Origin of the sequence: Labilibaculum manganireducens (assembly GCF_002843385.1) — a bacterium.
Classification (GTDB): domain Bacteria; phylum Bacteroidota; class Bacteroidia; order Bacteroidales; family Marinifilaceae; genus Labilibaculum; species Labilibaculum manganireducens.
Genome location: NZ_MVDE01000035.1, coordinates 1 through 12,668, shown reverse-complemented (window position 1 = coordinate 12,668; position 12,668 = coordinate 1). Strand labels below are relative to the sequence as shown.

The following is a 12,668-nucleotide window of genomic DNA, read 5'->3' as shown; positions in this document are numbered from 1 at the left end:
TCTCAAATAGAATGTGTTATTTTGTTTTTATGATAGAAGATAGATTGTTCCAGAAAATATTTTTTCGAAAAATAGTTATTTTACTGTTTTTCGCCTTATCTGCATATACATCCTTTTCTGCAAGTTTATTAATTCAGATGGATGATACTCAGAAGAATCATCTTAAAGCCTATGGTATTGCTTTTTGGACTCTGGAAAAGGATTATCAGATTCATTGGTTGCTAAATTATCGAGGAGGATCTTTTTTGCTTCCTTTCCAGAAAGAAATTCAGGATGAGTGTCAGATTCGAGGTGTCAGTTTTTCTGTTCTCAGCGATGTTTCTGCTCAGCAAATATTGACTGAGATTGCGAGCGATGAGTTGAATATGGATGCCGTTAAGTTGGAAAAACCGCCTTTGATTGCAGTTTATTCGCCAAAGGGGAAAAAACCTTGGGATGATGCAGTAACCCTGGCACTTAGCTACGCCGAAATTCCTTACGATATTATTTATGATGATGAGGTGATGACCGGGAAACTGTCGAAATATGATTGGCTGCATTTGCATCATGAAGATTTTACAGGGCAGTTTGGTAAATTTTATACCTCATACCGAAATATGAAATGGTATAAAGATGAGGTACAGTCCAATATGGAGATGGCTAACCGATATGGTTTCTCGAAAGTTTCCGATTTAAAAAAAGCAATATCTGTTAAAATAAGAAATTTCGTTGAGACTGGTGGATTTTTATTTGCAATGTGTTCTGCCACTGATACTTTTGATATAGCACTGGCCTCGGGAAAACATGATATTTGTGATGCTGTGTTCGATGGAGATCCTATTGAGCCGGATGTTCAGTCTCAACTGGATTTTTCAAAGACATTTGCCTTTCAGAATTTTACGCTTGAAAAAAATCCTAATGTATATGAGTTTTCGGATATTGACGTGACCTTAACCAGAAAACTAAAGCTGGATGAGGATTATTTTTCTTTGTTTGAGTTTTCTGCAAAATGGGATCCGGTACCAACCATGTTGTGTCAGAATCATAAGAATTTGATAAAAGGTTTTATGGGACAAACCACTGCTTTTAAGTTGGAGTTGATAAAACCAAGTGTACTTATAATGGGAGAGAATAAAGCTGCTGGTGAGGCGCGATACATTCATGGAAATTTTGGGAAAGGAACCTGGACTTTTTATGGGGGGCACGATCCTGAAGATTACCAGCATTTAGTTGGGGATCCGCCTACTGACCTTAATTTAAAAAAGAATTCGGCTGGTTACCGCCTAATACTGAATAATGTTTTGTTTCCCGCAGCAAAGAAGAAGAAGCGCAAAACGTAAAGAGAGTCGAAAAGTCTCGAAAGGTCAAATGGTCAAATAGTCGAAAGGTTCAAAAATCAAATGTTTTCGACTCATGTTCCTTGTCCTTTGGTTTGTTTTCTTTCTCTGTGTTCCTTTGTGTCCTCTGTGGTGGAAGGTATTTTGTGCTACTCGGTAGTCTGTTATTCTTGGTACTAGTACCTAGGTTTTACTTTTATTTTCTTTAAACTTTCTCAGAATTCGGCCGGTTACCGCTTAATACTAAATAATGTACTATTTCCTGCTGCTAAAAAGAAGAAACGTAAAACGTAAAGAGAGTCGAAAAGTTGAAAGGTCCAAAAATCAAATGTTTTCGACTCATATTCCTTGTCCTTTGGTTTGTTTTCTTTCTCTGTGTTCCTTTGTGTCCTCTGTGGTGGAAGGTATTTTGTGCTACTCGGTAGTCTGTTATTCTTGGTACTAGTACCTAGGTTTTACTTTTATTTTCTTTAAACTTTCTCAGAATTCGGCCGGTTACCGCTTAATACTAAATAATGTACTATTTCCTGCTGCTAAAAAGAAGAAACGTAAAACGTAAAGAGAGTCGAAAAGTCTCGAAAGGTCAAATAGTCGAAAAGTTGAAAGGTCCAAAAATCAAATGTTTTCGACTCATATTCCTTGTCCTTTGGTTTGTTTTCTTTCTCTGTGTTCCTTTGTGTCCTCTGTGGTGGAAGGTATTTTGTGCTACTCCGTAGTCCGTTATTCTTGGTACTAGTCCCTAGGTTTTACTTTTATTTTCTTTAAACTTTCTCCGTGGTACTTGTTTTCTCCTTGTCCCTTGACACTTTTTACAGAATTTAGGGCAAAAGAAAAGGCTGCGTCCCCTAAACGCAGCCTTCATATTCCAACATTGGTTATATACCAGTTTCAATATATTATTAACCATTTGTAATCTATTAACCTTAGTAACTTCACTAACCCTTTAGAAGTATTTATGAATGTCACAGTACAAACCGATGTTGGCAGCAAAACTTGTTTGTATATCAGGTTTTGCTGATTACCTCTGCAAATATAAATGATATTTGCTTACTATTGATCTGTTAATGGGTCTTTTTTATTGTGAATTGTTTAAGAACATTAAAATTTGATTGCAGATTGTAATGCAAATATGTTGGTTAGCATATTACAGTATCCTTTTGATTTCTGATAAATCATTGATCTCGAATGTTGGCTCGTCTTTGTGATTGATTTTGTGTGGGTTAAAATAAATTTGATCCATTTGGACTTTTTTTGCACCGGCAATGTCTGTAGAAAGATCATCCCCGATCATTATGCTGTTCTTTGCACAAGCGCCGGCCATCTTAAATGCATATTCAAATATTTGCTGAGTTGGTTTATTGGCACCAGCATCTTCCGAAGTTATTACTTCCATGAAATAGCTGTCTAGTTTTGAATTTTTTAGTTTCTTAGCCTGAACTTCAATAAAACCATTGGTGATAATATACAATTGGTATCCTTTGTTTTTTAAATATTCAAGAATCTGATGCGTATTTGGGAAGGTAGCCGTTTGTAAAGGACTAATTTCGATAAAATCATTTGCAATCTCTTTTGCCAAAACCAAATCATCAAGTCCTGCTTCTTTTAATGTAAGGTAAAATCTTCGGTACATCAAATCCTCTTTTTTTATTCTGTTTTGATAATAGGCATTCCACAATTTGCCGTTATGATATTCATATCGTGATTTGAAAAACAGGAAACTTCCAAATATTGATTGCAATTGGTAATCCCTAAAGAGCAGATTTAGGCTTGCCTCGGAATTTTTATTGAAATCCCAAAGGGTGCGGTCAAGGTCGAAAAAAATATGTTGGTACTTTAAATTTGTCATTGCAGTAGGTGGTTGATTCTGTATTTTACAGGATAAAAGTAAACAAAAGTGGTAGTTTTGCGTACTATGCTTAAGTTTTTAGTCCCAAAATGAGTTTACCATCTGTCTTTAACTGTAAAATATGTACTCTACAAAAATACTCTTTATTAAATTCTCAATACTTTTTATTATTTATTTATGTACAAGTGCAGGACTTAGTGCACAAGAAGTTACTTTGGCTGAATATCGGTTTACTGCAAATGGAGATTTGAGTGCGGAATCAGGTGCTATTGGTGCTCCAAATCTTAGTACGGATGGTAATCTATATTTTTCGGCTAATTATGGGAATTCTAAGTCTTCTCTTTATACTGATGTTGATGGACAAAGGCTTGAATTAAGTATTTCAACAGTTGGTTATAAGGATATTAAAGTGGAGTGGGATGGTGGTTATTGGTATGGGAATACCAATAAAACTCATCAATGGTTACTTTCAGCAGATAGTGGTGCTGGCTATGGTGGAACTTTGTATACTCAAAATTGTCAATATAATCAATGGGAACAAGTATCATATTCTTTGAGTAGTGGATTTGATAACAATTCCAGTGTGAAAATTAGGATTACGTCTAATGTTAGTAATAGTAGGTATGTGTATCTGGATAACTTAAAAATTAAGGGTGCGCTATTGACTCCGGACACAGAGGCTCCCGTTTTTCATAATCCTCAACCAAATATTACAGTTAATGCATCGGGAAGTGATTGTGGTGAGATTGTTAATTATGATATTCCTCAAGCTACTGATAATTTTCCTGCTTTTTCGGGAACTCTTCCTGGATTCACCTATTTGGGAGAACTGTATAATCATACTTATTACTATTCAAATGCTAGTGAAAATGCCACTACAGCAATACAAAATGCCATTAACAGCGGAGGGCATTTAGTTACAATTACCAGTCAAGCTGAGAATGATTTTATAGATAGTAAAGTTGGAGATATTTGGATTGGTTTGACTGATGCTGCAACTGAAGGAATATTTGTATGGGGAAACGGGGAGCCTGTAACTTACTTGAATTGGAGAGGGGGAGAACCAAATAATTCAGGAAATGAAGATTATACTCAAATGTATGATAATGGAGAATGGAATGACCTTCCTGATACTTACTGGAAGCGTTATGTTGTTGAATTTGAAGGTGCTTTAGTCACTCAGACGGGTGGTTTGCCATCTGGGGCATTGTTTCCGGTAGGGACTACAGTTAATACATTTACTGCGACAGATAATGCGGGCAATACAGCAACACATAGTTTTAATGTTACAGTTGTTGATGTTACTCCTCCAAAAATCTCACAATTGCAGGCAGATTATTATGATGGGAAAAATTTCGATACGTTCATGGAAACTTTGCCCGTTGATGAAATAAATTATTCATGGGGATCTGGTGCACCAGAATCTTCGTTGGTAGGAAATGATAATTTTTCGATTCGCTTTCAAGGTAATATTCAAGCTGTTCAGGCAGGAACTTATACATTTTATACTACTTCTGATGATGGTGTGCGACTTTGGGTTGCGGGTCAGCAGGTTATTAATAATTGGACAAACCATAGCCCTACTGTTAATACAGGAACTATATCTTTATCTGCAGGACAAATTGTTCCAATCGTGCTCGAGTTTTATGAACAAGGTGGAGGAGCAGTTATTAAATTGGAGTGGCAGGGGCCAGGTGTTTCCCGACAATTTGTAAAAAGTAATAGTACTGGAACTTGTCAGGATATTACATTGGATCTTAGTGCAGCCGGTGGCTTGTATAATTTAACCGCAGATGAGGTTGATCCTGGTTATTCAGATGAATGTGGTATAGCTTCCAGAAGTTTGAGTAAGAGTGTTTTTACTTGTGATGATGCTGGAAGTAATTCAGTAACTTTTACGGTGGTTGATGTTAATGGCAATTCCTCGGAATGTATAATAGACGTTATAGTGACTGGTGTACCGGATATTAGCTTACCTGTTGTTGGCGATACGAAGTGTATTGGTGATGGTGCGCAACTTACTATACAAGGAAGCGAAAGTGGTGTTGTGTATTCCGCCTATAAAGGAGGAGTTCAAATTGGGAGTTCTGTTACAGGTAATGGTGCTGATGTTAGTATGAATATACCTACATTAGGTTTTTCTGTTGGGGATAATTTGATCAACATTAAAGCAGTGAGTGCTGTGTGTGAAGCGAACTTAACAAATACGGCGATTGTTGTAATTTATCAAAGTCCAAATCCAGAAGGCATTTATCATGAGTAAGTTGATAGGGGGAATTTGGTTTTTACGAAAAATTAAACAAAATTTCTTTTTTTACGTAAGCCATAGCAATTAAGAATAATTAATTATTTTTGAGCTCGACTATTTATTTGCCAGATATTTCTGAAAATTAGCCTATGAAAGATTCTACTCTTAATTCTTCTTTTGCCTCATTGTTACTTCGGATACTGTATGCTATTTTTCTTTTTACAGGTATTTCTATAGAAGTTAATGCTCAAACAGATCGTGTAATGCCAACCTCAGGGACTACAACTGTGAATGTAGTGACTGGAGATCGCTTTGTTGATAGTGGAGGGGCTACTTCTAATTATGGAAGAAATGAATCTGGTGTTATTATTTTTAGTTCAGCACCAGGTACTGTTATTCGTGTAGTTTTCACAAATTTTGCAGTTGAACAAAGCTGGAATTGTAATAAGGATGCTTTAAGTGCTCATGATGGAAACAGTACTGGTTCCACTCAGATTGGTACTTATTGCGGATATAATCTGCCTTCAATAATTACCTCTAGTGGGAATTCAATTACATTTTCTTTTGTTTCTGATAATAAATGGTCGACTAATTCAGGTTGGGTGTCCGAAATTTTGGTTATCGATGAAAGTGAGGCATTTTGTATACCATCTGTGTCTAACTACCAATGGGGAAATAATGAATATATTAGTAACGTGCTTATTGGTGATATTAATAATAATAGTGGTTCTGATGGGTACAGCGATTATACAAACTCTCAGTCGACCGATGTTAAAATTGGGACTGATAATTTGTTGACGGTCACCAATGGTCGTTATGATAATGATACATATGGGGTTTGGGTGGATTGGAATCAAGATGGCGATTTTGAAGATGCAGGAGAGACCATTGCATCGGAAAGTGGTGATGATGTTTTTACCGTAATAGTTACTCCGCCTTTTGGTGCCGTGGTTGGAACTACAACAATGCGAATAAGAGTTAATTATTTGGATACAGCTACACCATGCGAGAATACAACTTGGGGAGAATTGGAAGACTACACCTTGAATGTAATTGCGAGCGGAGCCAGCCCGATTGCAATATGTAAAAATTACACAGTTCAGCTTGATGCCTCTGGAAATGCAAATATAACTCCAGCAAATATAAATAATGGAAGTAATGATGCTGAGACAGCCAGTGCCGATTTACTATTTAGCTTGGATAAAAGTACTTTTGATTGTTCGAACATAGGTGTTAATGCGGTGACCCTTACTGTTGAAGATGAAGATGGGAATCAATCAAATTGTACTGCGAATGTTACAATTGAAGATAATCTAGCTCCATCCTTATTGAATTTAATTGCAGAATATTATAATGGAGTAGCTTTTGATGAACTGAAGTACTCAGAATCTGTGACAGAGATTAATACCAATTGGGGTAATGGCTCGCCAAATACAGCTCTTCTTGGAAATGATAATTTTTCAATTCGCTATAGTGGAAGTTTTGTTGTTCCTGAAACTGGAGATTATACTTTTTATACAAATTCAGATGATGGAGTGCGTTTAGTTATTGATGGTTCGAATGTTATTAATAACTGGACAAATCATGGGCCAACCGTTAATAGTGGTACTAAGAATTTATCCAAAGGAGAACATACAATCACTCTGGAATATTTTGAAAATGGAGGGGGAGCAGTTATTGAACTAGAATGGGCGTCCACTGATGCTGAAATAGCCCGGCAGGTGTTCTCTAAATCATCTATTGCTGATCATACAACTGTCGAAATTACATTAATACTTAATGAATCGGGTGCAGCCACTCTAAATGCAATAGACGTAGATCCGGGTTTTATTGATGCCTGTGGGGTGACGTCTAGAAGTCTGAGTAAATCAAGTTTCTCAAGTGCAGATATTGGAGTTAATACTGTAGTGCTTACAGTTGAAGATGTTGGTGGAAATTCTACAGGCTTTAATGTAAAAGTGACTGTTCAGGCTTTTATACCTGAGGTTAGTCTGTCCGTTGATGTAAATTCAATCAATGAGAATGGTGGAAAGGCCTTTCTTACAGCCACATTAAATGGAGTTGCTTCTACTGATGTTTTGGTTGATCTCGCTATGTCTGGTGTTGCTTCAGCTTCAGATTATTCAATATCTAAACCTCAGATTAAAATACTGAAGGGGAATTTAACAGGCAGTGTAACCTTAAGTGCAGTTGATGATTCAGACGTTGAAGGGAATGAAAGTTTGAATGTTAGTATTTCTAATGTTACAGGAGGAACAGAAAATGGGACTCAGATGGTGATGATTACTATTGTTGATGATGATCTGCCTTCGACTGATCCCATACAGGTTGACCGACAAAGTCCTGAAAATGGCTATTCTCCTAATGAGTTAGTTCAGAATGTTTTAGTGAATGGTTGTTTGATTGCTGATAATGTAACATACGGAGGGGATGTTAATCGAGGAATAGGATATTTTAATGCAGGAACTTCAGATTTTCCTCTTTCATCCGGAATTATACTTTCAACAGGAAATGTTCAGTCTGCTGAAGGCCCAAATAATAGTACTGGTGTAAGTTCAAATATTGGAGGTGCAACCGTTGATGCAGATGTTACCAGATTGACTGGTAGCCCAAATGATGTTCAGATTTTGGAATTTGATTTTATTCCAGCTGGAGATAAGCTTGAGTTCAGGTATATATTTGCTTCTGAGGAATATCCGGAATATGCCTGCGGATCATACAATGACGTTTTTGGATTTATTATAAGTGGACCGGGAATTTCAGGGCCATTTTTAAATGGAGGAAAGAATATTGCCTTACTCCCAGGGAGTTCGAATTTTGTATCAATTAACAATGTTAATAATAGTGGTTGTGGTAGTTCAACTTATTACGTTGATGGAACAGGAGGATTTGCAACCCAGTTTGATGGACGGACTACTGTATTGACCGCTAATGCCGATGTTCTTCCTTGTCAAACCTATCATATCCGATTGATAATTGCAGATGTTGCGGATGATAAATATAATTCTGCAGTATTTCTTGAGGCTGAAAGTTTTAAATCTAACGAAGTTGTGATTCAAAATGGAATAGGCATTGAGAATGATGTTGATATTATGTATGAAGGTTGTAGTAATAGTTATATCAAATTTGTTCGGTTAGAGAATTTAGATGGAGAAATGAAATTTGATTTAAATATTTCAGGAACTGCCGAAAATGGTGTTGATTATATTTATGTAGATCAGTTGGGAAATCAGATTGGAGATGGTAAGTTGCCAAGTTCGGTTACTATACCTGCAGGAATTGCTGAGGTTGTTTATTACTACAAAGCATTATCTGATACGGGAATTGAAGGCGATGAAGAGTTGCGTCTCTCTTTTCTAAAAAGTTGTCCCTGTTCAGCACCGGATTACTATGAAAAGGTTGTGACTATTATTGATGTACCTGAAATAGAAGCTTCTCCAACAAGTTTGGTTTCTTGTATGGGAGCTACACCTGTTGCTACAATAACAGTTGATTTGAAGAATGGTTTAGATCCGTCAGATTATCAATATAGTATAGATGGAGGAGCTTTTCAGGATGACAATGTTTTTACACTAAATAATCCGACGGTAGGAACAGTTTATACCGTTACGGTTCAAGATAGATTTGCTTGCCGTTCTGAAGATTTTGATGTGACTATTCCATCGGTAACTCCTATAGCTGCGGAAGCAGGACCATCTAAACAAATTTGCGAAGGTGCAACTGTTCAGTTAAATGGGAGTGGAGGTATTTATTACGAATGGTCTTGTTCTCCTGCATCTGGATTAACGTATTTAAGTAATGTAAATTCTTCAAACCCTACTGTAGCAAATACTATTCCTTTTGGAACATATACATATACATTAACTGTTAAAGAGTCATCATCAGCTTCGGCTTCCTGTATTGATACCGATTTTATGGTTCTTACGGTGAATGAAAATTCACATTTTACGATCGCTTCAGATAAAACAGAATATTGTAGTGGAGAGGTGATTAATTTAGCTTCAACTATTTTAAATAGCAGTGGAGGTGATATCTATTCATGGACGCCTGTTGCAGGTATTGCCAGCCCAACTTCTGCGAATACAACTGCAATTTATAATACTGCGGTTCTAAGTGCTAAAGATTTTTCATTAACAGTTACAAAATCAAATGGTTGTAAAAATACTGAGTATATATCTGGGGTGTTAGTAAATCCACATCCGGTTGTGTCTCTTAACCCATCAAGCAATCTTTGTTCAGATGGAAGTAATGGTTTATTAAATGTAGATGTATCAGGAGGAACACCTTTTGGTTCCAGTCCCCTTTATAATTATTCGTGGAGTCATGATGGAAGCCTGAATTCACCCAATGCAACAGGACTTAATTCTGGTAGTTATTCTGTTACAGTAACCGATTCTAAATCATGTGCCGAAGTTGGAAGTTACATTATAGGGACTGAACCTGCCCCTAAGGGAATATATCACGAATAGATACTAATATTGCAATGTTATTTAAATTGCAAATAAATAGTGCGTGGTAGATATTGGATTAAGAATGGTGTAGGGCGTCTGTTTTTATAAAATTAGACTAGTGGCATTAAAACCTTGATTAATGAAAGATATTTTTAGGTTAAACAAAAATAAGTTACATAAAACAATGCTTAAATCTGTGTTTTGCAGCTTGTTGTTGAAAAATTAAACAAATAATAAGCTGTTTATTATAAAAAAAACACAACACTTTTTAACATTTGCCGTATCAGTGATTAGTTATAAGAAAAAAATGATTTATTTTGTTGCCTAATATATAATTTCCACTTCAAAACAGAACGCTTGACGAAACTTTTACACATAAAAATTTTCATACTGGTTATTCTGATTACTTTGGTAAAAGTCGATCTTTATGCTCAGACAGTATTATCTCCTGCGGAAGATGTGTGTACTGGTGAGTTAAAGCAATATAAGGTTGAAGGAAGTGCTGGATCTACAATTTATTGGTCTGTTGAAGGAGGTGCTGTTTACAATGGTGGTTCTCCTGTTATTGATCAGGATTTGGTGACACCTGGGTTTCAGTATAGTGAGCTTATTGTTTCTGGTGAAAGTTTAATTGGAATATTGTGGAATGTTACTGCGGGAGATTATTTGGTTCGAGCATTTGAAGAAACAGCTGGTTCGTGTGTTTCTGCTAATATGGATCTGACTGTTACCGTAAGTAATTTACCGGATCAAAGTCTTACACTTAATAATCCTGCTGTTTGTCCTGGAGGAACAGCATCAATAACTCTTACTAACAGTGAATCTGGAGTTAATTATCAATTACGTTTAGATAGTGATGATAGTGATGTTGGAACTGCGATCGCAGGAACCGGTGGGAACATCACATTTGATGTTAATCCGTTAGTAACTACTGTTTATAATGTATACGCAGAAAATTTAGTTTCTACATGTGGTGTTGAGCTTGATAACAAAAGTACAGTAACAGTTGAGGATGTAATTGATCCTGTGGCAGTTTGTAAAGATATAACGATTCAGTTAGATGCAAGTGGTAATGCTAGCATTACAGCAGCACAAATAGATAATGGATCAAGCGATAACTGTGGTATAGCGTCAATGTCACTATCAAAGACAGATTTTAATTGTGATGATGTTTCTACTAATCAGGTTGTAGCCTCAAGTAATGGTTATTCTGTTAATATAAAAGTATGGCCTATTTCTGTTAATCCTGTTGGCACTACTTGTGATTCTGGTTATGGGTATACCGTAACACTTGGGTATGATATAAGCTTCTCAGGTTCAGGTATTCCAGCAGGGTTGAATACCCTGCAAGGAACTTTGGATTGTGGTGGTTTTTTTAGTTTGCCTAACAGTGGTGGAAGTGGAACAGTCGAGACAGCAAATGCTTGGAGGGGTGCTTCTGATTGCGCAACAATTACACCAGAGATTTTAGGTTGTACTGATGCTACCATAGTAATTAATGGACCAGGTATTCCTAATCAAAATATATCTTTACCATTATCATCTCCTAATACTGTTGAACTGACAGTTGTAGATAATTCAGGGAATACCTCAATATGTAGTGCAAATGTTTTTGTTGAAGATAACGAAGCACCAACGATAGAAACCTTAAACGGAATAAGTGTAAATGCCGATGCGGGAGTTTGCACTTATGCAAGTTCACAATTAACTGCGCCAACCAGTAATGATAATTGTAGTGTTTCCAGTGTTGTGGTAAGTCCCGCTAGTTTAGTGTTGGGAGCCAATACGGTAACTTGGACTGTGACTGATGGCGCAGGAAATACAAATACATCAGCTCAGGTTGTAACAGTAATAGATAATGAAGATCCAACAATCACTGCACCAGCTAATGTAACAGCCAATTCAGATGGTGATTCATGTACAGCTAGTTCAGTTGCATTGGGAACTCCAACAACTGCTGATAACTGTGGCGTTGCAACAGTAACCAATGATGCACCGGCAACATTCCCATTAGGAGAAACAACAGTAATTTGGACAGTAACTGATAATGCAGGTTTAACAGCAACAACCACACAGGTTGTAACTGTGACTGATAATACACCACCGGAACTCCCTTCTTTGAGTGCCGATTATTACAAAGGAGACGATTTCCAAACATTTATACAAACCTTAATTGTTGATACTTTAAATTATAGTTGGGGTTCTGGCGCACCCGAATCCACACTTGTTGGAACAGATGATTTTTCAGTTCGGTTTTACGGAAGTGTTCGGGCAACTCAGGCGGGAGATTATACTTTTTATACAAACTCGGATGATTGTGTAAGATTATGGGTTGATGGGCAGCTAATTATTGATAATTGGCCTAAACATGCTCTTGTTGTTGATGAGGGAACCATTACTTTAACAGCGGGACAAGTGGTTCCAATAGTATTAGAGTATAGTGAGCATAGCGGTAACGCGATTATAAAACTGGAGTGGGAAGGGCCTGGTATTTCACGACAATTCATGACAGCAATTCAAGCGGTTACTGTTGATGTGACTGCTTCAGGTTCATACAATCTTACGGTAGATGAGGTTGATCCGGGCTATACTGATGCTTGTGGTATTGCTACAAGAACTTTAAGTAAAACCAATTTTACTTGTAGTGATTTAGGGGTAAATCCAGTAACACTTACAGTTACTGATGTGAACGGGAATTCTTCCAGTTGTGAAATTAATGTAATTGTGGAAGATACGACTCCACCAGTAATACCAACACTAGCAGATGTAACTGGTGAGTGTTCAGCAACCGCTGTGGCACCGACTAC

General features: G+C 36.9%; 5 protein-coding genes. 4 read left to right on the top strand and 1 reads right to left on the bottom strand.

Going from position 1 to position 12,668, the window contains the following annotated elements; genetic code table 11:
- The first annotated feature begins 29 nt into the window (after window positions 1-29).
- On the top strand, window positions 30-1,319 hold the full coding sequence (locus BZG01_RS17360) for an asparagine synthetase B (RefSeq protein ID WP_101311112.1): 1,290 nt from the start codon (window positions 30-32) through the stop codon (window positions 1,317-1,319).
- Window positions 1,320-2,460: 1,141 nt separating this feature from the next.
- Here the strand turns inward: BZG01_RS17360 and BZG01_RS17355 are convergent.
- Complete coding sequence (locus tag BZG01_RS17355) at window positions 2,461-3,162, bottom strand: YjjG family noncanonical pyrimidine nucleotidase (RefSeq protein WP_101311111.1); 702 nt, start codon at window positions 3,160-3,162, stop codon at window positions 2,461-2,463.
- Window positions 3,163-3,283: 121 nt separating this feature from the next.
- Here BZG01_RS17355 and BZG01_RS17350 point away from each other — a divergent pair, with 121 nt between their 5' ends.
- The 3 genes from BZG01_RS17350 to BZG01_RS17340 form a co-directional block, all read left to right on the top strand.
- Window positions 3,284-5,425, top strand: coding sequence for a PA14 domain-containing protein (locus BZG01_RS17350; protein WP_101311110.1), 2,142 nt, complete (start codon window positions 3,284-3,286; stop codon window positions 5,423-5,425).
- A gap of 134 nt (window positions 5,426-5,559) precedes the next feature.
- A complete protein-coding gene (locus tag BZG01_RS17345) occupies window positions 5,560-9,879 on the top strand; it encodes a choice-of-anchor L domain-containing protein (protein WP_101311109.1) in 4,320 nt (1,439 codons plus the stop codon).
- A 339-nt stretch (window positions 9,880-10,218) separates the two neighbouring features.
- Window positions 10,219-12,668 (top strand): PA14 domain-containing protein (locus tag BZG01_RS17340; protein ID WP_143470933.1); only part of this gene is annotated, 2,450 nt, incomplete at its 3' end.

What these genes read in the sequence shown, in the direction of transcription:
- BZG01_RS17360 (WP_101311112.1), top strand. Translation starts at nt 30, where the DNA reads ATGATAGAAGATAGATTGTTCCAGAAAATATTTTTTCGAAAAATAGTT.
- BZG01_RS17355 (WP_101311111.1), bottom strand. Translation starts at nt 3,162, where the DNA reads ATGACAAATTTAAAGTACCAACATATTTTTTTCGACCTTGACCGCACC.
- BZG01_RS17350 (WP_101311110.1), top strand. Translation starts at nt 3,284, where the DNA reads ATGTACTCTACAAAAATACTCTTTATTAAATTCTCAATACTTTTTATT.
- BZG01_RS17345 (WP_101311109.1), top strand. Translation starts at nt 5,560, where the DNA reads ATGAAAGATTCTACTCTTAATTCTTCTTTTGCCTCATTGTTACTTCGG.